General features: G+C 72.6%; 24 protein-coding genes. 10 read left to right on the forward strand and 14 right to left on the reverse strand.

The features are described from left to right. Positions 1-22 precede the first annotated feature (22 nt). The 3 genes from ACPFP2_RS10975 to ACPFP2_RS10985 form a co-directional block, all read right to left on the reverse strand. Positions 23-1,267 (reverse strand): RNA polymerase sigma factor, encoded by a 1,245-nt coding sequence (locus ACPFP2_RS10975; protein WP_424088593.1) that lies wholly within the window; start codon positions 1,265-1,267, stop codon positions 23-25. After that, complete coding sequence (locus ACPFP2_RS10980) at positions 1,264-1,623, reverse strand: YciI family protein (RefSeq protein ID WP_424088643.1); 360 nt, start codon at positions 1,621-1,623, stop codon at positions 1,264-1,266. The genes ACPFP2_RS10975 and ACPFP2_RS10980 overlap by 4 nt, the downstream gene beginning before the upstream one ends. 99 nt (positions 1,624-1,722) lie before the next feature. Then, positions 1,723-2,958 carry a DUF2786 domain-containing protein gene (locus ACPFP2_RS10985; RefSeq protein ID WP_424088594.1) on the reverse strand — a complete coding sequence of 412 codons (1,236 nt, stop codon included), beginning with the start codon at positions 2,956-2,958 and terminating at the stop codon, positions 1,723-1,725. A 163-nt stretch (positions 2,959-3,121) separates the two neighbouring features. On the opposite strand from ACPFP2_RS10985, the gene ACPFP2_RS10990 reads away from it, so the two are divergent. After that, entirely contained in the window at positions 3,122-4,003 is an 882-nt protein-coding gene (locus tag ACPFP2_RS10990; protein WP_424088595.1) for a DUF3152 domain-containing protein, read from the forward strand. A gap of 12 nt (positions 4,004-4,015) precedes the next feature. On the opposite strand, the gene ACPFP2_RS10995 is transcribed toward ACPFP2_RS10990, so the two are convergent. The 4 genes from ACPFP2_RS10995 to ACPFP2_RS11010 form a co-directional block, all read right to left on the reverse strand. Next, complete coding sequence (locus ACPFP2_RS10995) at positions 4,016-5,203, reverse strand: PP2C family protein-serine/threonine phosphatase (protein WP_424088597.1); 1,188 nt, start codon at positions 5,201-5,203, stop codon at positions 4,016-4,018. A gap of 73 nt (positions 5,204-5,276) precedes the next feature. Beyond that, a complete protein-coding gene (locus ACPFP2_RS11000) occupies positions 5,277-5,705 on the reverse strand; it encodes an ATP-binding protein (RefSeq protein WP_424088599.1) in 429 nt (142 codons plus the stop codon). 163 nt (positions 5,706-5,868) lie between these two features. Further along, positions 5,869-6,474 (reverse strand): STAS domain-containing protein, encoded by a 606-nt coding sequence (locus tag ACPFP2_RS11005; RefSeq protein ID WP_424088601.1) that lies wholly within the window; start codon positions 6,472-6,474, stop codon positions 5,869-5,871. A gap of 117 nt (positions 6,475-6,591) precedes the next feature. Beyond that, the gene (locus ACPFP2_RS11010; protein WP_424088603.1) at positions 6,592-7,002 is read right to left on the reverse strand and encodes an STAS domain-containing protein; all 411 of its coding nucleotides are present in this window, start codon (positions 7,000-7,002) and stop codon (positions 6,592-6,594) included. A gap of 163 nt (positions 7,003-7,165) precedes the next feature. On the opposite strand from ACPFP2_RS11010, the gene ACPFP2_RS11015 reads away from it, so the two are divergent. From ACPFP2_RS11015 to ACPFP2_RS11035, 5 genes are all read left to right on the forward strand, one after another. Further along, positions 7,166-7,435 (forward strand): GlsB/YeaQ/YmgE family stress response membrane protein, encoded by a 270-nt coding sequence (locus ACPFP2_RS11015; RefSeq protein ID WP_424088605.1) that lies wholly within the window; start codon positions 7,166-7,168, stop codon positions 7,433-7,435. 93 nt (positions 7,436-7,528) lie between these two features. Further along, positions 7,529-7,858 carry a hypothetical protein gene (locus ACPFP2_RS11020; protein WP_424088607.1) on the forward strand — a complete coding sequence of 110 codons (330 nt, stop codon included), beginning with the start codon at positions 7,529-7,531 and terminating at the stop codon, positions 7,856-7,858. Further along, positions 7,855-8,289 (forward strand): MerR family transcriptional regulator, encoded by a 435-nt coding sequence (locus ACPFP2_RS11025; protein ID WP_424088609.1) that lies wholly within the window; start codon positions 7,855-7,857, stop codon positions 8,287-8,289. The genes ACPFP2_RS11020 and ACPFP2_RS11025 overlap by 4 nt, the downstream gene beginning before the upstream one ends. Before the next feature lie 287 nt (positions 8,290-8,576). Beyond that, positions 8,577-8,912: a YnfA family protein gene (locus tag ACPFP2_RS11030; RefSeq protein ID WP_091300237.1), complete on the forward strand. Its 336-nt coding sequence runs from the start codon at positions 8,577-8,579 to the stop codon at positions 8,910-8,912. A 44-nt stretch (positions 8,913-8,956) separates the two neighbouring features. Next, positions 8,957-9,973: a phosphotransferase gene (locus ACPFP2_RS11035; RefSeq protein WP_424088611.1), complete on the forward strand. Its 1,017-nt coding sequence runs from the start codon at positions 8,957-8,959 to the stop codon at positions 9,971-9,973. Positions 9,974-10,010: 37 nt separating this feature from the next. On the opposite strand, the gene ACPFP2_RS11040 is transcribed toward ACPFP2_RS11035, so the two are convergent. Next, on the reverse strand, positions 10,011-10,763 hold the full coding sequence (locus ACPFP2_RS11040; RefSeq protein WP_424088645.1) for an FkbM family methyltransferase: 753 nt from the start codon (positions 10,761-10,763) through the stop codon (positions 10,011-10,013). 269 nt (positions 10,764-11,032) lie between these two features. Here ACPFP2_RS11040 and ACPFP2_RS11045 point away from each other — a divergent pair, with 269 nt between their 5' ends. Then, positions 11,033-13,144: a cellulase family glycosylhydrolase gene (locus ACPFP2_RS11045; RefSeq protein WP_424088613.1), complete on the forward strand. Its 2,112-nt coding sequence runs from the start codon at positions 11,033-11,035 to the stop codon at positions 13,142-13,144. A gap of 61 nt (positions 13,145-13,205) precedes the next feature. Here the strand turns inward: ACPFP2_RS11045 and ACPFP2_RS11050 are convergent, their stop codons facing one another. Then, entirely contained in the window at positions 13,206-13,952 is a 747-nt protein-coding gene (locus ACPFP2_RS11050) for a hypothetical protein (protein ID WP_424088615.1), read from the reverse strand. 1,187 nt (positions 13,953-15,139) lie between these two features. On the opposite strand from ACPFP2_RS11050, the gene ACPFP2_RS11055 reads away from it, so the two are divergent. From ACPFP2_RS11055 to ACPFP2_RS11065, 3 genes are all read left to right on the forward strand, one after another. Beyond that, positions 15,140-15,313, forward strand: coding sequence for a hypothetical protein (locus ACPFP2_RS11055; protein WP_424088617.1), 174 nt, complete (start codon positions 15,140-15,142; stop codon positions 15,311-15,313). A 220-nt stretch (positions 15,314-15,533) separates the two neighbouring features. Beyond that, entirely contained in the window at positions 15,534-15,683 is a 150-nt protein-coding gene (locus ACPFP2_RS11060) for a hypothetical protein (protein WP_424088619.1), read from the forward strand. 34 nt (positions 15,684-15,717) lie between these two features. Continuing rightward, the gene (locus ACPFP2_RS11065; RefSeq protein ID WP_424088621.1) at positions 15,718-16,761 is read left to right on the forward strand and encodes a fatty acid desaturase family protein; all 1,044 of its coding nucleotides are present in this window, start codon (positions 15,718-15,720) and stop codon (positions 16,759-16,761) included. A gap of 42 nt (positions 16,762-16,803) precedes the next feature. On the opposite strand, the gene ACPFP2_RS11070 is transcribed toward ACPFP2_RS11065, so the two are convergent. From ACPFP2_RS11070 to ACPFP2_RS11090, 5 genes are all read right to left on the reverse strand, one after another. Next, positions 16,804-17,001 (reverse strand): hypothetical protein, encoded by a 198-nt coding sequence (locus tag ACPFP2_RS11070; protein WP_424088623.1) that lies wholly within the window; start codon positions 16,999-17,001, stop codon positions 16,804-16,806. A 370-nt stretch (positions 17,002-17,371) separates the two neighbouring features. Next, positions 17,372-18,079 (reverse strand): LuxR C-terminal-related transcriptional regulator, encoded by a 708-nt coding sequence (locus tag ACPFP2_RS11075; protein ID WP_424088625.1) that lies wholly within the window; start codon positions 18,077-18,079, stop codon positions 17,372-17,374. After that, positions 18,076-19,209, reverse strand: coding sequence for a sensor histidine kinase (locus ACPFP2_RS11080; protein ID WP_424088627.1), 1,134 nt, complete (start codon positions 19,207-19,209; stop codon positions 18,076-18,078). Before ACPFP2_RS11080 ends, ACPFP2_RS11075 begins: the two co-directional genes overlap by 4 nt. A gap of 397 nt (positions 19,210-19,606) precedes the next feature. Beyond that, the gene (locus tag ACPFP2_RS11085) at positions 19,607-21,322 is read right to left on the reverse strand and encodes a cellulose binding domain-containing protein (RefSeq protein ID WP_424088629.1); all 1,716 of its coding nucleotides are present in this window, start codon (positions 21,320-21,322) and stop codon (positions 19,607-19,609) included. A 307-nt stretch (positions 21,323-21,629) separates the two neighbouring features. After that, a partial coding sequence (locus ACPFP2_RS11090; protein ID WP_424088631.1) for a non-reducing end alpha-L-arabinofuranosidase family hydrolase occupies positions 21,630-22,526 on the reverse strand: 897 nt, incomplete at its 5' end.

Consider the following 22,526-nt stretch of genomic DNA (forward strand, 5'->3'; position numbering starts at 1 on the left):
GGACTCGCGGCGCGGCCGCAACTCATCGGTGTTCCCCGAGTCGCGCGGCGCGCAGTTCCAGGTAGCGCTGCTCGGGCAGGCTCGTCGTCCGGCGGGCCGCCAGCAGGTACGCCTCGCGTGCCGCCGCCGGCTCCCCGGCCAGCTCCAGCAGGTGCGCCCGGACGGCGGCCAGCCGGTGGTGGCCGGCGACCCGGTCGTCGGCGTCGAGCGGGGCGAGCAGGGCCAGCCCGGCGCGCGGCCCGTCGACCATCGCCACCGCGGCGGCCTGGTTGAGGGTGACCATCGGGTTGGGCGCCAGGGTCGCCAGCACCCGGTAGAGCGCGACGATCTGCCGCCAGTCGGTCTGCCGCGCCGTCGGCGCCTCCGCGTGCACCGCCGCGATCGCCGCCTGGAGCTGGTACGGACCCGGCGGCGACCAGGTCAGCGCCTCGGTCACCAGGGCCACCCCCTCGGTGATCGCCGCCCGGTCCCACCGGTCGCGGTCCTGCTCGGCCAGCGGCACCAGCTCGCCGCCCGGCCCGGTACGCGCCGACCGGTGCGCGTCGGTGAGCAGCATCAGCGCCAGCAGCCCGGCCACCTCGCCGTCGTCGGGCAGCGCCCGGCGCAGCTGCCGGGTCAACCGGATCGCCTCCCCGGTCAGCTCCGCCCGGTGCAGCTCCGTGCCGCTGGACGCGGTGTAGCCCTCGTTGAAGATCAGGTAGAGCACGTGCCGCACGGTTCGCAGCCGCTCGTCGCGTTCGGCCGGCGACGGCATGACGAACCGGGCCCCGGCCGCCTCGATCCGCTGCTTGGCCCGGCGGATGCGCTGGCTCATGGTCGCCTCGGGGACCAGGAAGGCGCGGGCGATCTGGGCGGTGGTGAGCCCACCCACCGCGCGCAGGGTCAGCGCCAGTTGCGCCGACCGGGGCAGCGCCGGATGGCAGCAGAGCAGGAGCAGGGTGAGGCTGTCGTCCGAGTCGGACCGGTCCGACTCGGCGGGCGGGGCCACCGCCGCGTACGCCGGCTCGCGGAGCGCGACGGTCACCTCCCGGTCGCGGCGGGCCCGTTCGCTGCGCCACTCGTCGGTCAGCCGCCGACCGGCGACGGTGAGCAGCCACGCCCTCGGATTCTCCGGCGCCCCCTGGCCGGGCCACCGGGTGGCGGCCGCCAGCAGCGCCTCCTGGACGGCGTCCTCGCAGGCGGAGAAGTGGCCGTGCCGGCGGACCAGGATGCCGAGGACCTGCGGCGCGAGCGTGCGCAGCAGGTCCTCCACCTCCCGGCCTGTCACATCTCGGCCCCGGCCTCGTCCATCACCGGCCGGACCTCCAGCACGCCGAGACCGAGGCGGACGTCCGGCCAGCGGGCGGCGATCTCCACGGCCCGTTCCTCGCTGTCGCAGTCGACCATCAGGTAGCCGGCGAACTGCTCCTTGCTCTCCAGGAACGGCCCGTCGGTCACCTCCGGGTGCTCACCACGACGCTGGACCGTCCGGGTCTGCGACGGGTCGGCCAGGGCCTGACCGCCGAGCAGCTCGCCGGACTCGGTCAGCTCCTTCATGATCTCGTCGACCTCGGCGAAGATCTCACTGCGCTCCTGCTCGGAGAGTTCCTCGACGAAGCCGGGCCGGTTCCAGATCAGCAACATGTACTTCACGACGGTGCTCCTCGGGTACGGCCACCGGTGTGGCCTCTCGGAAGGGGTCGGAGCCGGGCCGGTGGATCCGACACCCGCACGCGGATCCTCTCAGCGGCGTCCGGGCAGCGGCCGGGCGGACGCGCCGGGGTCGAGCCGGGCCCGGTCGGCGGCGGAGGTGCCCGAGTGCCAGCCCTCCGTGTCCCGGATCGTCAACCGGGAGCTGGTGGCCCGGGGGAAGAGGGTCTCCATCCGCTCGCGGACGGCGTCCGAGCGGGCGGCCAGCACCGGCAGCAGCCGCTGCGGGCCGGTGACCTCGGCGGCCTCCCGGTCCGCCGCCTCGGTGGCGGCCCGCAGCCGCTCGCCGATGCGCAGCGCGAACGCGTGCAGGAAGGACTCGTCGTACGCCTTCGTCCGGCGGCCCTTGCGGGTGCGCTCACCGCGCCCGCGCAGCATCGCGGCGGTGGCCTGCACCAGCAGCGAGGTGTACAGCAGCTCGACCGCCTCCAGGTCGGCCGGGAAGCCGAGCACGGTGGCGAAGCCGAGATCGTCCGACCAGACCGATTCGCACCGGTTCGCCGCCGCCACCTCCTGCACCAGCAGCGCCTTCGCGCCCGCGTACGGGGCTTCGGTGCCCAGCCGCACCCCGCCCGGCTGGTCGGGCCGTTCGGCGGTCGCCTCGACCAGCGCCCGGTCCAGGCTGTGCCGGGCGATCAGCTCCTGTGCCTTGCCGGTGAGCGCCTCCGCCTCGGCGGGGAAGGTGGTCGACTCCGCCTTGGCCAGCAGCGCCCGGACCCGGTCGAGCATCGGCGAGCCGCTCCTGCCGGCCGCGCCGCGCCGGGGCACGCCGGTGCCGCCGCCGCCCGGTGGCGGGCGCAGCACCGCGACGGGGGGAAGGCCGTCCAGCAGCGCCAGCACCTCCACCGCGTCGCGCAGCGCGGTGATCCGGTCCTCACCCTGCCGGGCCGCCCAGCGGCCCAGCCACCGGGCGTCGTCGTCCCACCAGACCCGGGTGGCCAGCGCGTCGAGCTGGTCGTCCCACCACTGCGGGACGTCGCCGGCCTGGCCGCGCCGCTGGGCGGCGAGCGCGTCCACCACCAGCCGTCCCGGGCGCGGACCGAGCCGCCGGGTGACGATCCGGGCCACGTCGACCGGCTGCCAGCCGCGTGGCCAGAGCCGGGCCAGCGCGTCCACCAGCCGGCCCAGCAGGGCGGCGTCGACGGCCGCCGTGCCGTCCGTGGCGCCGGTGCCGACCACGAGCCGGTCCAGCTTCCGCTCCGCGTCGCGTACGTCGGTGCCGCGTACGGCGGTGACCGCGGCGACGATGAGGGCGTCGGCGTCCGGCACGGGGGTTCCTTCCTGCGGGTGACGGCCGGGCGCTGTCCGGATCGTCGGGAGTGTCTGCCCGGCAACGGTACCGGGTGCCGAATCGTCGGCCGGATGACTCATCCGCACGGGCCTTCCCCGCGTACTCCTGCCGGGAAGCGGACGATCGGGACGGAGGCCGAGGGTGGGGAGCCTGACCGTGAGCGGCATGGCCGAGGCGACCGACCGGGGCCGGCACCGTGGGCGACGCCGGCTGCTGCGGCGGGCCGGCGGGTTGACCGCGGTGCTGGTCCTGGCGGTCGGGGTGGCCGGCGGTGGGGTGGCCGCGCACCGCGCCGGCCTGGACCTCGGCGACGTGGTCGGTGACGTCCGGCGCCCGCCCGGCGCGGCCGCGCCGGCGGCGGCCGCCGCGCCCGCCCCGGCCACACCGTCGGCGGCCGCTGCGCCGGTCGGGCCGGCCCCGCGCGCCCTGCGCTACCCGCAGCGGGGTACGGGGACCTTCCGCACCGCCACCGCCACCGGTCGGGTGGCCGGGCGCGGCGGTGAGCTGATGCGCTACCGGGTGGCCGTCGAGCGCGGCATCGACGAGGTGGACGTGGAGCGCTTCGGCCGGGAGGTGGCGGTGGTGCTCGCCGACCCGAAGGGCTGGACGGCCGACGGCCGGTGGCGGTTGCAGCGGGTCGGCCCGGACGGCCCGGCGGACTTCACCGTGCTGCTCACCACCCCGGTCACCCGGGGCGAGCTCTGCGGCGACCCGGCGGACCGCTACACCTCCTGCCGCAACGGCGACCGGGTGGTGATCAACGTGGCTCGCTGGGCGCGGGGCGTCCCCGGGTTCGGCGGCGACCTGGCCACCTACCGGGCGTACGTGCTCAACCACGAGGTCGGCCACCGGCTGGGCCGGGGACACGAACTCTGCCCGGGGCGGGGCGACCTCGCCCCGGTGATGCAGCAGCAGACGCTCGGGCTGCACGGCTGCACCCCGAACGCCTGGCCGCAGGTCGGTGGTGAGCTGCACGTCGGCCCGCCCGGCGAGTACGACGACCCGGTCCCGGCCGAGGACTGAGCCCGCGCCCGGTCAGTCCGGCGGGCCGTGCCAGCGGACCAGCAGCACGGTGGCGTCGTCGCCGAGCTGGTCGTCCTGGTACGCCAGGATCGCGTGCACCAGCCGCCGGGCGGCCTCCGCCAGCGGCAGGTCGTCGGCGAGGGCCCGCACGGTGAAGTCGACCAGCCGGTCGACGCCGAACGCCGCGCCCTCGCCGGAGCGCGCCTCGGTGATCCCGTCGGTGTAGAACAGCACGTCGTCGCCGGGTTCCAGCGCCTCCTCGACGACCACCGGGGCCCGGTGCTCGCCTAGGGTCACCGGCAGCGCCGTCGGCGTGGGCAGCACGGTGGCGACCCTGCCCCGCCGCAGCACCAGCCCGCTCGGGTGTCCCGCGGAGATGACCCGCAGCCGGCCGGTGCGCTGGTCCAGTTCGGCGAGGACGCCGGTGATCAGGCCCCGCCGGTCGTGGTCGCGGACGGCGGTGTCGATGTGGTGGTACGTGGCGATCAGGTCCCGGCCGGCCCGCCGGGCGTTGCGGTACGCCGCCAGCGCGAGGCTGGCCAGCGTGACCGCCCGCATCCCGCCGCCGGATCCGTGCCCCACCGCGTCGAAGAGCGCCAGGTGGGCGATGTCGCCGTTGACGGCGTAGTCGAAGGCGTCGCCGCCGACGTCGTAGCTGGGCTCCAGGATGCCGCTGATGGTCATGCTGCCGGTGGAGAAGGTCAGCGGCGGCAGTTGGGCGCGGAGCATCTCGGCGGCCAGCCGCATCGGGGCGCGGCGGCGTAACCGTTCGACCGTGTCGCTGTAGCTGGACCGGGTGACCACCAGCTCGGCCAGGAGGGAGCAGGCCGCCTCGAACTCGGGCACCCGGTCGGCGGGGACCGGCCGGGTGGCGACGACCTCCACCACGCCCATGCGTTCCAGCCCGTCGAGCAGCGGCACCCAGAGCCGGGCGCCGCCGGGTCCGCCCTCGGCCGGGTACGGGCGCATCAGCGCGTACGCCCGGCCGGCGAGGGTGCCCTCGATGGTCAGCACGTCCCGGGGCGGCGACTCGTCGTCCCCCATCGGTAGCAGCTCACGCTGTTCGTGGTCGACGAGGTAGATGATCATGTCGGTGGCGCCCAGTTCCCGTGCCGTCCGCCGGGCCAACCGGGGCAGGTCCTCCGGGCGGGCGTGGTGGGAGCGGTGCAGCAGGCCGTGCAGCGCTCTGCGCTCGCTCATCTCCGCCTCCGTCGGTGTCCGTGCCGGGTACCCACCGGGCCGCCTCCACGAACCCCCGGCGACCACGCGGGTCTCAGCGCCGGGGGAACGACGCCCAGATGTTCTTGGTGGTCTCGGTGGCGTACCAGCCGACGTCCAGGGAGACGGCCTGGGCGATCTGGAGGCCGCGCCCACCGGCGCCCATCGGCCGGGTGTCGGCCAGCTCCGGGATGCTGCTCAGGTCGTGGTCGGCCACGTCCAGGATGAACCGGTCGTCGGCGACCAGCAGCCGCACGATCGTGGGCGGGATGCCGTGCCGCAGGGCGTTGGTGGCCAGCTCGCTGGCGACCAGGGCGATGAGTTCGGGGACCTCGTCCAGTTGGCTCCCGGCGGGCAGTTCCTCGCCCGTCAGGGCCTCGTGCAGGGACGCGCGCAGCTCGCGCAGGTCGGCCGGATCGGCCAGCTGCCAGCGCCGCAGCTCGGTGGCCTGCGGTGGGGGCGGAGAGGTGCGCAGCTGTCCCATGATCTCGCCTTACCCTCCGTAGCCGCTTCCTAAGCGACCTCCGGAGGGGGGCGGGTGTGATGTCGGGTATCGGTCCGTACGCACCGGCGGGCGGGCGGCTGCGCACCCTGAACCCTGAGCGTCGGCCCGCCGCGGGGGGTGCGGACGGAGCGCGGGCCGACGCTCAGGAGCCGGTGGCCCGGGTGGCCGCCGCGAGCGGCCGGTCGGGCGTCAGCCGGGCCAGGGCCTCCTCCCGGCTGTCGTAGATCGGGAAGACCGGGTCCAGCCGCATGGTGTGCAGGACGGTGCGGACGAACCGGGACGGCCCGACGAGGCAGAGCGTGGCACCACGGTCGCGGGCCTCGCGGTGGGCCCGGACGAGCAGGCCGAGACCGGTGGAGTCGATGACGTGCACGTCGGTGAGGTCGACCACCACGTGGCCACCCATGTCGGCGGCGTGCCGCAGGGCGATGCGCAGGGTGTCGCCGGTGTCGAGGTCGATGTCGCCGGTGGCGGCGACGACCGTCGTGTCGTCCAGGTGGTCGATGCCCAGGATGCCGCCGGGGCCGTGGCCCTCGCAGGGGACGTGCCCGCCGCCGGAGGACGGGAGCAGGCTGCAGTGGGGGCAGCGGTGCGGGCCGACGGCGAACGGGGAGCCGCTCCAGCCGTGCTCGGACACCAGGGTCCAGACGACCTCGGCGTCGGGGAGCACGCAGGTGGGGCCGGTGACGGTGTCGCCGCAGCTGTCGCAGATCAGCGTCATCAGGTGGTCGTGCGGGACGACGGTCATCCTGCTGTCCTTCCTACGCCACGCCGGTCGAGGTGGCGGGCGTCCGTCGACGGGAGCCGGAGGTCGTGGTCCGGCGCCCGGTGGGCGGTTCGGGTGCTGCCGTACGGGCGGTCGTGGTCACTGCCGGGCGGGGACCGCCGCTCTGCCCCGGGCGGCCGGACCGGGCCGCACCGCCTCCTCCTCCTCCACCGCGCCGGTGGTCGTACCGGCCGACGGGGCGTCGACGACGGGCAGGACCCGGTCCAGGTGGGCGGTCGCCAGGATGCGTCGGATCCGGGGATTCGGATCACGCAGGGTGAGGACGGCTCCGGCGCGGACCATCCGCCGGTGGGTGTCCAGCAGCAGACCGATGGCGGCGGCGTCGATGTGCCGGCACCCGGACAGGTCCACCACGATCTGGCCGGGGTGCAGAGCCAGCAGGCGGTCGAAGACCGCGCCGGTCTCCGGCAGGCAGGCCAGGTCGAACTCGGTGAGGCAGATCTCGACCAGGGGGACGGTGCACCCGGCGGACGGCTGTGGCGAAGCCATGGTCGGTACCCCCTTCTCCCGGTCGACCCCTACCGTCGCGGGCCAGGTTGGCGGCCACCGCGCGGATCCATGACAGTTGCGTGACAATTCGGCGTCGCGGTTTCGACGGCGTGCGCCGGTGGGCAGGGAGGGGGCGACGACAACGATCGGAAGGACGGCTCCCGTGGAAGTGACCGGCATCCTCACCGCCATCATCATCGGCCTGATCATCGGCGCGCTGGGTCGACTGGTGGTGCCCGGCAAGCAGCACATCCCGATCTGGTTGACCCTGGTCATCGGTGTGGTCGCCGCCCTCCTCGGGACCCTGGTCGCCGCCGCCCTCGGTGTCGACGACACCGCCGGCGTCGACTGGATCGAGCTGCTCATCCAGGTGGTCTTCGCCGCGGTCGGCGTCTGGCTGGCCGCCGGCGCGTACGGTCGCCGCCGCCACTGACATCGTCCCCGCCGGCCCGTCCCGCCCGGGACGGGCCGGCGGCGTGTCCGCCGCTTGCATCCGGTACCCGGGTACCGGCCTACCGTCGACACCATGAGCGACGAGCAGGACTGGGTGCCCGTGTCGTGCACCCTGCCCACCCCCGAACGGCCGCTGCGGGTGGCCGAGTTCGACGAGCTGTTCGCCACCGCCCTGCGCCGGCAGGAGCGGCCGGACCCGACCCGGCTCCGCTGGACGTTCGACCCGGCGGCCGAGGAGAGCGTCCGTGACCTGACCGCCCGGGAGTCCGGGTGCTGCGGGTTCTTCACCTTCACGCTGGTGCCGGCGGTGGACCACGTCGAGGTGCGGGTGCAGGTCCCGGCCGCGCAGGTGGCGGTGCTCGACGCCCTGGCCGCCCGGGCCGCCGCGAGGATCGGCCGGTGAGCGGGGGGCTGCGCAGCAGCCAGGTCGCCGCGGCGGCCGGGGTGAACCGGCAGACGCTGCGCTACTACGAGCGTCGCGGCCTGCTCGCCGAGCCCGACCGCACGCTGGGCGGGCACCGGCTCTACCCGGCCTCGACGATCACCGTGCTGCGCGTCATCAAGGCCGCCCAGCGGCTGGGCTTCCGCCTCGACGAGGTCGCCGACCTGCTGCGCACCGACCGGCACCGTCCCGCCGTGCCGGCCGGGCTGCGGGCCCGCGCGGAGGCGAAACTCGTCGAGGTCGAGCGCCGCATCGCGGACCTGACCGTCGTCGCCGCCACCCTGCGGGCGGCCGTCGAGGCGGGCTGCGACGACCTGGTGGCCTGCGCCGGCAACTCCTGCTGCCCCATCCCCTTCGTGCCGACCGTAGACACCGATGACGAGCCTCGTTGACCTCGCCCGCCGTACCCTGCCGCCCGGGCTGACCGGCCTGGCGAGCCTCGCCTGCGCGGCCTGCTGCGTCGTATCTCTGCTGCTGGTCGCGGGGTCCTCGGCGGCGCCGGCTGGGCCGCCCTCGGCTGGGCCGCCCTCGGCCGGGCGCTGCCCGGCCTCGCGGTCGCCCTCGCCGTCGCGGCCGTCGCCGCCTGGTGGTGGGCCCGCCGCCCGCACCGGCGTGGCTGCGCGTGCGGGGCCGGCTGCGCGTGCGGGGGCGACCGGACGACCGGGGTACGGTCCGGAGGGTGACCGTCCTCCGTTCGCTGCTGCTGTTCGCCCTCGCCGCGCTCGCCGAGATCGGCGGGGCCTGGCTGGTCTGGCAGGGCTGGCGCGAGAACCGGGGCCTGTGGTGGATCGCCGCCGGGGTGATCGCCCTCGGCGCGTACGGCTTCGTCGCCACCTTCCAGCCGGATCCGAACTTCGGCCGCATCCTCGCCGCCTACGGAGGGGTGTTCGTCGCCGGTTCGCTCGCCTGGGGCGTGCTGGTGGACGGGTTCCGCCCCGACCGGTGGGACCTGGCCGGCGCGGCGATCTGCCTGCTCGGCGTCGCCGTCATCATGTACGCCCCGCGCGACGCCTGAAACCCACCTGACCGAGGCGCGGGGACCGGGCACAATCCCGCCGCATGAGGGACCGACCGGTGGGTCTGACGGAGGCCGAGCTGACCGGGGCGCTGGCCGAGGGCTGGGCGGTCGAGGCGCGGGCGGTCGAGTTCCGGCCGGTGGGGGCGGGCAGTCACCACTGGTCGGTGGTGGACCGGGCCGGGACGGCCTGGTTCCTCACGGTCGACGACCTGGGTGTGCGTCCCGCCGACTCCGACGCCGCCTTCGCCCGCCTCACCCGGGCGTACGGCACCGCGCTGGCCCTGCACCGCCACGCCGGTCTCGACGCCGTCGTCGCGCCGACCCCGGACCTCGGTGGCGCGGTGCTCCGGCGGCTCACCGCGCGGTACGCCCTGTCGGTGTTCCCGCTGGTCGACGGGAGCGCCGGGCCGTTCGGCCCGCACCGGCCGGAGGACCGGGCCGACGTCGTCGACCTGCTGGCCCGGCTGCACCGGCTCACGCCGGTCGTGGCGGGCGTCGCCGGCCGTGCCGACCTGGTGCTGCCCGACCGGGAGCGGCTGCACGAGGCGCTGCGGGACCTCGACCGGGAGTGGACCGGCGGGCCGTACGCCGAGCGGGCCCGCATGCTCCTCGCCGCGCACGCGGGGCACGTCGGGCGGCTGCTCGCCGACTTCGACCGGCGGGTCGAGCGGGTACGCCGGACGGCGTCGGACTGGGTGGTCACCCACGGCGAGCCGCACCCGGGCAACGTCCTGCGCACTCCGGCCGGGCTCCGGCTCGTCGACTGGGACACCGTGCTCCTCGCCCCGCCGGAACGTGACCTGTGGATGGTGACCCCCGCCTTCGCCCGGATGCTCGGCGCGGAGCCGGCCGACGACGGTGACGACCTGCTCGCGCGCTGGAGCCGGGCCACCGGGCGGACCGTCGATCCGGCGGCTCTCGCGCTCTATCCGTCGTGGTGGCGGCTCGCGGACATCGCGAGCTACGCCGCCGAGCTGCGGGCGCCGCACGGTGACGGGGAGGACCCGGCCGCGGCGCTGCGCCACCTCGCCGGCGCTCTCGCCTCCGGCCCGGACTGACCGCGCCCGGCGCGGTGGCCGGCCGCCGGGCGTCCCGTCATCGGGGGCCCGGTCCGGTGCGCAGCGGGCGGGACAGGCAGTAGACGTCGCCGGAGTTCGTCTCGTGCGGCAGCGCGAGCAGGTGCGCCGCCACCTCGCCGGCGGTCGTCCAGGCCGGGAGTGCCAGCGTCATCTCGTCACCGAGGGCGAGGTTGTACCGGTCGAAGCCGAGTGCCCGCACCCGGTCGAGGCAGCGTCGTGCCACCGGGCGTCCGATCGTGGTGAACTCGAAGGAGAGCGCGGCCGGTGGGCGGCTCAGCCCGGCCAGCACGTCGTCCTCGAAGCCCTCGACGTCGACCTTCACGAAGGCCGGTTCGCCGTACGCGTCGACCAGCGCGTCGAGGGTGGTGGCGGCGACGGTCAGCTCCGCGTCCCAGGACTCGTCCTGCCAGCCGTCGGCGCCGTCGGCGGCACGGAGGAAATCGGCGGAGGCGGTGGAGACGGTGGGGTTGGCGGAGTTGACGTGCAGCCGGACGTGTCCGGTCCGGCCACCGCACGCCGCCTCGACCAGGGTGACGCCGTCGTCGTCGCCGTGGATGGCGCGCAGGGCCCGCAGGCAGAGCGGTTGCGGCTCCACCGCCACGACCCGGGCCCCGAGCCGGCGGAAGCTGCCGACGCGGTCGCCCACGTGCGCGCCGATGTCGAGGACGAGGTCGCCGGGCCGGACGAAGGGCGCGTAGAGCGCGTCCATCGCCGCCTCCCGGTCCGGGTCGCCGTAGTACGACTCCAGGGATCGGCACAGGGACGACATCGCCGGATCGGCCTGGAGAGCCCGGATCACGCCGGCACGAGCGCCCACGTCACGACCCTAGCCCGCACGGTGGGGAGGATGCCCGGTTCCAGGTGATCTCCCGTCCGTGATCGGGGGGTCGTCGAGGGTCGGCCGGCCGCCCCTCGCATAGGTCGCTACCGATTGACAAAGTTTGGAATCCAAACTTAACCTCGGATCGACCTGGGTGTCCCGTACGGCACCACGGCCACCCGCCACCCCGCGCACCACCACCGTCCCTGAGGAGAGTCATGTCCGGTCTGCACGGCACCCTGCGAAGAACACGATGGCGGCTGGGTCTGGCCGCGGCGGGCATCACGACGCTGCTGGTGGGCCTCGGCATGACGGTCGCCGGCAGCGCCCAGGCGGCGGTGGGCTGCAAGGTCACGTACACCACCACCAGCCAGTGGCCGGGCGGTTTCGGCGCGGACGTCGCCGTGACCAACCTCGGCGACCCGCTCAACGGCTGGCGGCTGACCTGGACCTTCCCCTCCGGGCAGCGGGTCACCCAGGCGTGGAACGCCACCATCACCTCCTCGGGTGACCAGGTCACCGCCGCCAACGTCAGCTACAACGGCAACCTCGGCACGAACGCCACCACGTCGTTCGGCTTCAACGGCTCCTGGTCCGGCGCCAACACCGCGCCCACGACGTTCGCGCTCAACGGCGTCACCTGCACCGGCTCCGTCGGCACCACGCCGCCGCCGAGCAGCCCGCCGCCCAGCAGTCCGCCGCCCAGCAGCCCGCCGCCGACCACGCCGCCGCCGGCCACCGACGCGATGGCGGCGGTCGCCGCGATGCAGCCCGGCTGGAACCTCGGCAACTCCCTCGACGCCGTCGGCGCCGACGAGACCGCCTGGGGCAACCCCCGGATCACCGAGGCGCTGCTCGACAACGTCAGGGCGCAGGGCTTCAAGAGCATCCGCATCCCGGTGACCTGGTCGGCGCACCTGGGCGGGGCGCCGAACCACACCATCGAGGCGGCCTACCTCAACCGGGTCAAGGAGGTGGTCGACTGGGCCCTCGCCGACGGCTTCTACGTGATGATCAACATTCACCACGACTCGTGGCAGTGGATCAACACGATGCCCACCGACCGTACGAACGTGCTGAACCGGTACAACGCGGTCTGGACCCAGCTGTCCAGCGCGTTCCGCAACTCCTCGCCGAAGCTGGTGTTCGAGAGCGTCAACGAGCCGCAGTTCACCGGCAGCTCCGGCGACGCCCAGAACGCCACCCTGCTCAACGAGCTGAACACGTCCTTCCACCGGATCGTGCGCGCCTCCGGCGGCAACAACGCCACCCGCCTGCTCGTGCTGCCCACCCTGCACACGTCGTCCGAGCAGGCCCGGGTCGACGAACTGGCGGCCACGTTCCAGACCTTGAACGACCCGAACCTGATCGCCACCGTGCACTTCTACGGCTACTGGCCGTTCAGCGTGAACGTCGCCGGCGGCACCCGCTTCGACGCCGCCGTGCAGAAGGACCTGACCGACTCGTTCGACCGGGTGTACAACAGCTTCGTCGCCAAGCGCATCCCGGTCATCATCGGCGAGTACGGCCTGCTCGGCTTCGACCGGCACACCGGCACCATCGAGCAGGGCGAGAAGCTGAAGTTCTTCGAGTTCCTCGGCTGGTACGCGCGCACCCGGCAGATCACCACCATGCTCTGGGACAACGGCCAGCACTTCGACCGGACCAGCTTCGTCTGGAAGGACCCGGAACTGTTCGCGCAGATCAAGTCGAGCTGGACGACCCGCTCCGGCACCGCGTCCTCGGACCTGGTGTTCAACGCGAAGTCCAGCCCGATCAGCAGCAAGAGCCTCACGTTGAACCTCAACGGCACGTCCTTCGTCGGCCTCCGCCAGGGCACCACCGACCTGGTACGCGGCACCGACTACACCGTCTCGGGCGACCAGCTCACGCTCACCGCGTCGGCGCTGACCCGACTGACCGGCGCCCGTGCGTACGGGGTCAACGCGACGCTGCACGCGCGGTTCTCGACGGGCGTGCCGTGGCGGATCAACGTGCTCACCTACGACCGGCCGGTCCTGCAGAACGCCACCGGGACGACCAGCGCCTTCGCCATCCCCACCGCGTTCCGGGGCGACCAGCTCGCCACCATGGAGGCGAAGTACGCCGACGGCAGCAACGCCGGCCCGCACAACTGGACCTCGTACAAGGAATTCGACCGGGCGTTCGCCCCGAACTACGGCACCAACGTGATCAACCTGACGTCCGACTTCTTCGCCGAGGTCACCGACGGCAGGCAGGTGACCCTGACGTTCCACTTCTGGAGCGGCGAGCAGGTGACCTACCGGGTCACCCGCTCGGGCAGCACCGTCACCGGCGTCGCCGGCTGACACCGGTCGACCGTGGGTGCCGGCCCCACCCGGCACCCACGGTCGTGGACGAACGGTCCGTTCAGCCCGTGAACTTGGCCAGGGCCAGTTCCAGCGCGCCGTCGTCCGGGCTGGCGAACGCCTTCATCGTCGTCCGGTTGTAGGCGATGAAGCTCGGGCACCGCGTGGCCGGGGCGTTGATCGTGCCGCCGTCGCCGACCTTCTCGCCGGTCTTGGCGTTGTGGAAGGTCAGCGTGTACCGCGACGAGACGTAGTCGATGGTGACCGTCTTCTGCGAGCTGTCCTTGTAGTCGCACTTGCGGCCCGGCCCCTCGCTGCCTTCCACGTAGGTCAGGCAGCCGATGACCGGCACCTTCTCCCACTCGGTCGACCTGGCGTAGTACGGCTCGCCGTAGCCGAACGACTCGCTGCGCCAGGACGACGGCCGGTCCGGGGAGTTCGAGAAGGTGAGCACCTTCGCGCCCTTCGGGCTGGTGTACGGCGCGGCGTTCAGGATCGGGCTGCCGTCGCAGACCGCCGACATGTCGCTGGAGCTCTGCGCGGTCACCGCGTTGTTGTTGTCCGGTGCCGGCTCACCCGGCTGCGGCGCGACCGAGGGCGACGCGGCGGTGGGGTCGGGCGCGGCGACGGAGGTCGACGGGCCGGGTGCCGGATCGTCCTCGTCGTCGCCGAGGGCGACGAAACCGATGATGCCGCCGCAGGTGATGAGGAGCAACAGCACGACCGCGCCGATGCCCAGCCCGATGAAGAGACCCTTCTTGGACTTCTGCGGTGGCGGGACCGGCGCACCGTACGGCGGTGCGGTCACCGGCTGGCCCGGGTAGCCCTGAGGCTGCTGGCCGTAGCCCGGCTGACCGACCGGCGAGCCGGGCGGGGGGCCCCAGGCCGCATTCGGATCCGGCTGACCTCCGTACGGAGGGTAACTCTCGCTCATCTGTAGCCCTTGTCGCTGTGGAGGAGTGCGTTGGCACGCGATCAAGAGACAGGGTAGTAAGCAGCGCAAACCGAGTAGGAACAGTGACGGGCATGGTCCCGAGCAGTGATCCCTATCGGTCGATCGCCCTGATTCTTGTCACGATTCGTGCTGGATCTCATTGGCACACCGGCCCGGTCCCCACCGCTCGGCCCGTGTTGCCGGGTGACCGACATGGCTCAGCCTTCCCGGTGAGGCGGCGGTGGGGCCTGGCCGACGCCGGTCGTCGATCGGCAGGTCGGACCGGGCGCGGGCGTCCCGGCCGCCCTCCGCCCGGGCCGGCGGCCACGCATCCTCAGCTGCACGATCCGGGCGGTGCCGGGGAGGGCGACGAGCAGGACCCCGATGACGGCGGCCAGCAGCAGCGCCAGCCGAACGGGGCCGTCGTGACCGTTGCGGGCGGTGAGTCGGACGTGCCTGTTCCGGGGTGCGGTCATCACGAACCGCCGCCTTCCGATGGGGCCCGATGGGCCCGGCTGCCGGCGTGACCGGCGCGGGCGTCGGGTGAGTACGGACCTGCGACGGACTGTCGCGGCCCGGCGTTACCGGTGCGGGGGAGGGGCTGGTCAGGGCGCGACCGAGCGTCGGTGACCTGGCCGATGGATGGGCGGGGGTGACTGATGCGCTGGCCCCGATAGGTGGGGCGCGTCCGCCGGTGGCGGACCGTCAGCCACCGGGGTCCCGGGCGGCACCGCCAGCGTACGCCGCCGCCGTACGAGCAGCGGCTCCCGGCGCGGGTGCGGACCGGCGACCCGGGGCGTACGGTGGGCATGTCGCCCGGGTCCCCGGTGACCGCCGGGGGCCGTCGTCACCAGCCCCGCCAGAGGCGCCGACCGGTCGTCATGCCCGTCGCGACAGTTCGTCGTACTGGTGACCGTCGATCACGTACCGGCCGCAGGACCGGCCGGCCACGGCACGTCCAGGTCCGCCGGGCATCCCTGCCGGTGATGGCATCCGACCAGCGCGTCCACACCGCCGTCCGTGAGCGTGACCGTTGCGGACGGCTTCACAAGGGAGCATCCGTGAGGATCGCCAGGCACCGCATCGTCACCGTTCTTCGCGAGCGCGGCCAGCAGGTCAGGGCCGACTGGGTCGAGCGCGAACTACCGGAACGGGTGAATCCCGATGAGCACGCCGGGCTGCTCGCCACCCTGCATCTCGATCCGGCCGATCTCGCCGACACGCCCTCCCCGTGAGGCCGCTCTGCTCGGGCCGATCGCGGCGGACACCACCGCGGGGACGCTGTCCGCGTACGCGAGGGCCCACTCCGCCGTGTCGATCTTCGGCACCCCTCGGCCCGGATCCACCAATCCGCCCCGGCCGGCTCGGCGATGGGGTGAGACTGACGGTGACGAGGCACGAGAGTCGGCCGGCGATCCGCCGGCCAGGGGGGAGTGCGCCGTGACGTCGGGTTCGATGAGTGAACGGATCAAGGGCCTGCTCAACAGCCCACGGGGACGTGACCTGATGCGACGTGGCCGCCGTCAGGCGGCCGAGCCGGGCACGCAGCAGAAACTTCAGCAGCTCATGGCCCGCCTGACCGGTTGGTCGGGTCGACGCCGCTGAGGCAGCCGGCGGACCAGGACCAGCGGGAGCCATCATGAGCGACACCAGCATTGACGCCGACCGCCAGCGGGGCAGCGACTACGCCGAGCTGTCCCGGCAGGTCCGCGCAGCGGGTCTACTCGAGCGGCGGCGAGGCTACTACGCAATGCGCATCGGTCTCGTCGTCGGTGCCTTCGCCGCGCTGTGGGCCCTGTTCTTCCGGTTGGGCGAGTCGTGGTGGCAGTTGGGCGTCGCGGTGGCCCTCGCGGTGGCCTTCGCGCAGGCCGGATTCCTCGGCCACGACGCGGGGCACCGGCAGATAGCCCGCTCGCGCCGGGTGAACGACCTGATCGGCATCGTGCACGGCAACCTGTTGACCGGGATCAGCTACGGCTGGTGGGTGGACAAGCACAACCGGCACCACGCCCACCCGAACACCGAAGGCAAGGACCCCGACATCACCGTGGCGCCCCTGTCCTTCACCACCGAGCAGGCCAGCCGACGGCGTGGCCTCGGCGCGCTGGTCGCCCGCCACCAGGCGTACCTCTTCTTCCCGCTGCTCCTGCTGGAAGGCCTGCACCTGCACGTCAACAGCGTGCGGGCCCTGCTCGGTCCGCGCCGCGTCGCGCGCCGACCCGTCGAAGCCGGACTGCTGGCCCTGCACCTGGGCGGCTACCTCGCCGCCGTGCTCCTGGTCCTGAGTCCCGCGCAGGCGATCGCGTTCCTCCTCGTCAACCAGGGGGTGCTCGGCCTCTACCTCGGCTGCTCCTTCGCCCCCAACCACAAGGGCATGCCGATCCTCGGCCCCGAGGACAACCTCGACTACCTGCGGCGGCAGGTGCTCACCTCGCGAAACGTGCGCGGCGGGCTGCTCGTCGACACCGTGCTCGGCGGCCTGAACTACCAGATCGAACATCACCTGTTCCCGAGCATGCCGTGCCCCAACCTGCGCCGCGCCCGGCCATTGATCCGGCGGTTCTGCGCGGAGCACGACATCGACTACCACGAGACCACCCTGAGCCGTTCCTGGGCAGAGGCGCTACGCCACTTGCACGAGGTCGGATCCCGTGAACCGCAGACGGACGCCGCCGTTCGCTGACGCCATCAGACGCGCAGATTCGCCCAGAGGCGCCCGCAAGGGTCAGTTGCGCTGCTCCGAGTTGTCGCCCGCCGACGACGCGGGCCGCTGCTTCTGGCCGACCGGGTTCACCGCGAACGGATGGCGTAGCCGCCGCATCGCTTCCTCACTGCCGTCGAAGGCCACGGCCTGGCCGTCGAGCCCGTCGGTGGCCGGCGGGGTGAGGAACAACGCCGGTCGGTCCTTGTCGTGTGATGTCATGCCGCATTCCTGTTCCTGACAGAGGAGTACACGGGGTCGCGGCCATGTGCCGGCCGCGCGAGGGCAGAGTCGGCGCTCGCACTGGCGCCGGATCAGGGGTGTCTTGATCGCGGGCGACCGCCCGGCGACACCGTCACCCCGAACCATACCCGGCGCAGCCCGTCGTCACGCGTCGCCGGGCAATGCCGCCCGCCGGACGGTGCTGACCGCTGGGTGATCGTCTCCGACGTGTCGGGGACCTTCTGCGTGATCGACACCCTGGCCCCGCGCGGCTGCCCTGCCCGCGTCGCGGCACATCAGCCTGTCGGCGCGAGAGCGGGCCACTGGCCGGCCCGGGGTGGGCCGGCCCTGGACGAGCGATCGACGACGCTCAGGGGCCAGGGTCGGGTTCACGGGCGGTACGCCACCAGTTCCGCACGTCGGTCGCCTCCCCGGGCCAGAGTTCCAGGAGGTCTCCGGGAGCGAGTCCGAGAGCGCGTTCGATCTCGCCGGGGGTGAGGGTGCGCAGGGATTCGGACAGTGACCGGGTCAGGTCGAGCCAGTAGCCACGCAGCGTGGACTCGCTGACGAACAGCTGCCTGGCGACCTGGGCGTAGCTCAGTCCACGGGCACGGCCGTGCAGGACCTGACGCTGGCGCTCGCTGAGCAGGGTGATGCAGTCCCGCCGGACCAGCACCTCGAGGATCCCGACGACCGACTGCGGCATGACGGTGCCGCCGGAGGCGACCTCGATGAAGAGCTGCTCGGCCCGGCCGGTCGGCAGCGCCTTGGAGACGGCCCCGCTCGCACCCGCCGCGATGCACGCCGCGAGGACGAAGCGGCGCTCCTCCTGGCTGTAGACGCAGACCCGGTACCCGTAGCCCGTCAGGGCACGGATCGCGGCGATCCCCTGCCGGACGTCCGGCTGTTCGAGGTTCGCCAGGTGCAGGTCGAGCAGGACGACATCCACCACGGGACGGCGGCCCGTCAACTCCTCCACCGACGCGACTGCGGCGACGACGTCCAGACCAGGCATGAGCAGGCTGAACGATTCACGCATCAGCGCCGCGTCCTCGACGACGGCGACGGCGGGCCTCATGCCGCCTCGTCGACGCGGGCGTTCCCGCCCGCATGATCGGCCGCCGATCGAGGACCGGACGAGATCGTCACGGTCGTCCCGTCGCCCACCGCCGACTCGATCCGGACGTCGAGCCCCCGCCGCCGCAGTTCGCCGACGACGACCTCGCGCAGCCCGACCCCGGCCGGCACCGACACCGGGTCGAAGCCGACACCGTCGTCGCGTACGGTCAGCGTCCAGCTCCTGTCCTCTGCCTGGTCGAGGTGGACCACGACCTCGGCCGCCCGGGCGTGCACCCGGACGTTGAGCAGCAGGCTCTCGAGCGCACGCTCGAGCGCTTCGGCCTGCGCGGCGGGGAGCCTCAGCTCGGCGCCGAGGTCGAGCAAGGTGTCGACGGACAGGTCGGCGAACCGGTCGCACGCCCGCCCGACCATCGCAGCGAGCGCCACCGAGGGTCCGGAACCGTCCCCGTCGGCGGTGCACTCGTCCCCGTCCGCCACCCGGCCGCGCAGGTAGGTGCGCATCCGCCTGAGCTCCACCTCGGCCAGGTCCATCAGCCGGGAGCGCGGGACCCCGGTCTCCGGCTCGGTGAGCAGGCGCATCACGGCGACGCCGTTGTGCATCATCACCTGGGCACGCCGTTCCTCCTCACGCCGTGCCAGCTCCGCCGCCCGGGCCCGCGAGGCGTCGGCGTCGTGCGCGATGCGGCGGATGTACCCGAAGAGCATGCGCGCCACCAGCGCGTACACCACGTAGGTGAGGACGTTGCCGATGGCGCTGGGGGTCATGTCCCCGCCGAACTCGCCGCCGAGATACACCAGGTAGGAGACGGCGACGCCGAGGAGGCCACCCGCCCAGAGGGCGACGCTACGGACACCGCTGGCCGTGATGATGATCGACAGAGCGTAGCCCGGCTGGTACGCGACCCAGGTGCCGAAGCGCTCTCCCGCCTCGAGTACCAGCGGCCCCAGGACCAGCAGGGCGCAGGCCAGAGCGAAGTCCACCGCGGCAGCCGTCGCACCCAGCGGGCGACGCCGCACGAGCGTCGCCACGCTCACCGCGACAGAGGCGACGGCCGCCGCGATCCAGCAGGCGAGGTAGCCGGACGCGTGCGGGGACGTCGCCACGCCGGTGTTGACCGCCGGAATCATCTGCGCGACCGTGCCCAGACGGACCCCCGCGATGAGGTACGAGAACGTCCGCTCGACGCCGGCCCTGGTCGTCGGCAACTCCGCGACACGCCACAGCCTGCCCCAGCCGTTCATGCTCCTCCCCGCGTGATCGACAGCACCGGCGGTCCCGGAGTCCGCGGAGTCGTCGGGCCACGGCGAGCCCGCGGAACGCCAAGGTACGCAAGCCGCAGCAGGGATGGCTAGTGCTCCGACGTCACTCGTCCTGCGGGAAAGGACAAGCCCGACGACTCGTGCCCGTCCTCATCGGACAGACGGCTCGAATCGTCCGCGAACACCGCCGGTCGGGCGCGCGGGTGCGATCGATCGATCGCACCCGCGCGCCCGACCAGGATGCGACGAGCCCGGTGAGGACCTCTCAGGGGGTGAGCACGACCGTGGAGATGCTGCGTGCGCCGACGTTGACGGTGACCTGTCCGCCGTTCACCCGGACCGGTTGGCTGGCCGCGTTGGCGTTCTGCGAGGTGAGGTAGTGCTCCGCCCGGGTGATGTTCTGCGGCACCTGGATCACGGCATTGTCGACCGCGCTGGTCGAGCGGTTGAGGATCACCAGCGTGGTCCTGCCGCCACCGGTGTAGGCGGTCACCTCCAGCGGTGTGGCCTTGGTGCTCTTCGTCAGGGCGACTCGCTGGTAGCCGGGGCGGACGAACTTGGAGTACTGCGAGAACGCGTACCCGCGCTTCAGCGGAGCACCCGCGCTGGTGCCGTAGGCCGGCTCGCCGTCGCCGATGAAGGAGTAGTAGCGCTTGCCGTACCACCAGACGTAGGCGGTCCAGTTCGATTCCATCGACCTGTGCACCGTGCGCATGATGTCGTCGAGCGTCTCGTTCCAGACCGTCTGGTTACCGGGGTTGCCCCAGATGTTGGAGCCGCTGCCGTCGGCCGCGTGCAAGTTCCATTCGGTCATCCACACCGGCTTGTTGTGCTGGTCGGCCAGGGGGTACGACCGCAGCCGACCCGCCGCCTCGGTGCCGTACAAATGGCCGCCGATGTAGCCGATGTTGTTCCGAGCGGTCGAGTCGTTCAGGGTCGGATCGGTGTAGTTGTAGTTCAGGTTCACCGCCTCGGCGACCATCAGCTTGGTGTTCTGCACCCGCGCACCGTGGTCACGTACGAAATTCCGCAGCTCGGTGCCGCTCCAGTCCATCGAGTCGTAGTCCGGGTGCCAGTCCGGCTCGTTCTGTACCGAGGTGACGTCGACCGAGACACCCTGGTTGCGCATGTACTGGACGTAGCTGTTCAAGTGGTTCGCGTAGTCGTCGTAGTACTCGGTCCTCAACTTGCCGCCGTTGATCCGGCTGTTGTTCGTCTTCCACGCCGCCGGCGCCGTCCACGGCGAGGCGAGGATCTTCACCCCCGACCCGTACGACTTCGCCGTTCTCAAGGCGGCCACCTGGGTCGACCACTCACTGGAGACCGGTGAGATGCCGGTACGTACGATCGACAGCCCCAGCTGGTCGGGGCCCAGCCCGACCAGCGTCTGCGTCTCGGCCGTCGACCATGTTCCGTTACCCCAGATCCAGGTCGCGGCACCGAACCCGTCGATCGTCTGGTACCGGGTGGCGCTGTTGACCGTGATGTCCGCCGGCCCGGTCGGGGGTGGCGAGGTGGGCGGTGGGGTGGTCGGCGGTGGGGTGGTGGGCGGTGGGGTGCCGGTGCAGGCCACCCCGTTCAGAGCGAAGCTGGTCGGAGCGGGGTTGCTGCCGGTCCACGAGCCGTTGAAGCCGAACGAGGTCGTGCCGTTGGTGGCGATGGCCCCGTTGTAGCTGACGTTCCTGGCGGTGACCGCAGCACCGCTCTGGGTCAACGTCGTGTTCCATGCCTGTGTGACGGTCTGGCCGGCGCTGTAGGTCCAGGTCAGCGTCCAGCTCGTGAGCGGATCACCGAGATTGGTGATGGTGACGTTGGCGCCGAAGCCGCCCTGCCACTGCGACGACACGGTGTAGTCCACCGAGCAGCCGGCGGCTGCCGCATCGGCGGGCAGTGCCACGGCGACCGCGGTCGATGCCAGGAGCACGGCACCGACCGACACCCGGGCGGCGTTGACTTTGAGTGTTCTCTTGACGCTTCTCATCGCTTCTGTGGTCCTCCAGGAGTGGTGCAGGTTGACGAGCTGCCATCGGCGACGACACAGAGACGGGAGCGCTCCCACGATACGCGGGGCTCCGGCGGCTCGTGAGTCTGTCCAGCCGGATGGGATTGGTGCAGGCGCGCCCTTGCTGGTGGCGGCAGGACGGGCATTACCTCGCCCCGGGTGATCATCGAGGCGTCTGTGCTCTCTGCGTGACCGGGGCGGGCTCGGCTTGCACCGAGCCCGCCGTTCGGGGTGCGTCGTTGCCCGCGAATGTCACGAACGCACGGGCCGGGCCTGGGTCATGCGATCAGCGTTGCAGGGTGAGCAGTCCCGGTCGGTAGGGCAGGAGGCCGTAGTCGCCGCCGGAGTTGGGGGAGCGTCCCTGGTAGAGCAGTTGCAGGTTGCAGGCGTTGACGGTCATGGTCTGGTCGGGGTTGGTGCGGATGAGTTCGCCGTGGCTGATGTCGTTGGTCCAGGTGGCGCTGCTGTTGGTCTTGCCGGCGAAGGGGTTGTTCTCGGTGGCGGCCTGCGGGGTCCACGTACCGCCCAGGTTGGTGGCGGTGAAGGAGCGGAAGTAGCGGCCCTGCGAGCCGATGGCCTCGACGAGCATGAGGTATCGGTTCTCGCCTTCGAGTTTGTAGACCTGGACGGCTTCGAACAGGTTGTTCGTGGTGTCGGTCATGATGGTCGTGTAGGACGAGCCGAAGTTGCCCGGGAAGTTGCCGATGGGCATGGTGGCCCGGTAGATGCGGCCGTTGTCGCCGGCGAAGAACAGGTACATGTTCGTGTCGTCACCGATGAGTGCCTGGTCGATGGGGCCGGTGCCGGAGTTGGAGATGCTTCCGGTGAACAGCGTCTGCTGCGACGACCAACTGTTCACATTGCTGGGGTCGCTCGACGTCCGGTAGGAGAAGGCGGTCCCGCCCCACTGGTAGGCGAGCACCCAGATGTTCTTCGGGGCGAAGTAGAAGAGGGTCGGTGCGACGGCGGAGAAAGGCATCGTGTTCTGGCTGGCCGAGGCCATGTCGGACCAGTTCGTGAAGAGGCCGAAGTTCATCGAGCCCCACCTCGTGCCCGTGTCGTGCGTCGTGGCGTAGACGAGATGCCGGCCGTTGTAGGGGGCGTGGGTGAAGTCCTTGAGCGAGACCCACCCCGACTTCGGCTGCGCCAGCGGCCCCGTCGACGACCAGCGGTACGTCGACGG

Source organism: Micromonospora citrea (assembly GCF_049629545.1).
Lineage (GTDB): Bacteria > Actinomycetota > Actinomycetes > Mycobacteriales > Micromonosporaceae > Micromonospora > Micromonospora citrea_A.

Excerpts from the sequence above, each read along its gene's own strand:
- ACPFP2_RS11000 (WP_424088599.1), bottom strand. The coding sequence starts at position 5,705 with ATGGGACAGCTGCGCACCTCTCCGCCCCCACCGCAGGCCACCGAGCTG.
- ACPFP2_RS11065 (WP_424088621.1), top strand. The coding sequence starts at position 15,718 with ATGAGCGACACCAGCATTGACGCCGACCGCCAGCGGGGCAGCGACTAC.
- ACPFP2_RS11080 (WP_424088627.1), bottom strand. The coding sequence starts at position 19,209 with ATGATTCCGGCGGTCAACACCGGCGTGGCGACGTCCCCGCACGCGTCC.
- ACPFP2_RS11040 (WP_424088645.1), bottom strand. The coding sequence starts at position 10,763 with ATGTCGTCCCTGTGCCGATCCCTGGAGTCGTACTACGGCGACCCGGAC.
- ACPFP2_RS11070 (WP_424088623.1), bottom strand. The coding sequence starts at position 17,001 with ATGACATCACACGACAAGGACCGACCGGCGTTGTTCCTCACCCCGCCG.
- ACPFP2_RS11005 (WP_424088601.1), bottom strand. The coding sequence starts at position 6,474 with ATGACCGTCGTCCCGCACGACCACCTGATGACGCTGATCTGCGACAGC.
- ACPFP2_RS11020 (WP_424088607.1), top strand. The coding sequence starts at position 7,529 with ATGAGCGACGAGCAGGACTGGGTGCCCGTGTCGTGCACCCTGCCCACC.
- ACPFP2_RS11085 (WP_424088629.1), bottom strand. The coding sequence starts at position 21,322 with ATGAGAAGCGTCAAGAGAACACTCAAAGTCAACGCCGCCCGGGTGTCG.
- ACPFP2_RS11035 (WP_424088611.1), top strand. The coding sequence starts at position 8,957 with ATGAGGGACCGACCGGTGGGTCTGACGGAGGCCGAGCTGACCGGGGCG.
- ACPFP2_RS10995 (WP_424088597.1), bottom strand. The coding sequence starts at position 5,203 with ATGAGCGAGCGCAGAGCGCTGCACGGCCTGCTGCACCGCTCCCACCAC.
- ACPFP2_RS11010 (WP_424088603.1), bottom strand. The coding sequence starts at position 7,002 with ATGGCTTCGCCACAGCCGTCCGCCGGGTGCACCGTCCCCCTGGTCGAG.
- ACPFP2_RS11075 (WP_424088625.1), bottom strand. The coding sequence starts at position 18,079 with ATGAGGCCCGCCGTCGCCGTCGTCGAGGACGCGGCGCTGATGCGTGAA.
- ACPFP2_RS11045 (WP_424088613.1), top strand. The coding sequence starts at position 11,033 with ATGTCCGGTCTGCACGGCACCCTGCGAAGAACACGATGGCGGCTGGGT.
- ACPFP2_RS10980 (WP_424088643.1), bottom strand. The coding sequence starts at position 1,623 with ATGTTGCTGATCTGGAACCGGCCCGGCTTCGTCGAGGAACTCTCCGAG.
- ACPFP2_RS11060 (WP_424088619.1), top strand. The coding sequence starts at position 15,534 with ATGAGTGAACGGATCAAGGGCCTGCTCAACAGCCCACGGGGACGTGAC.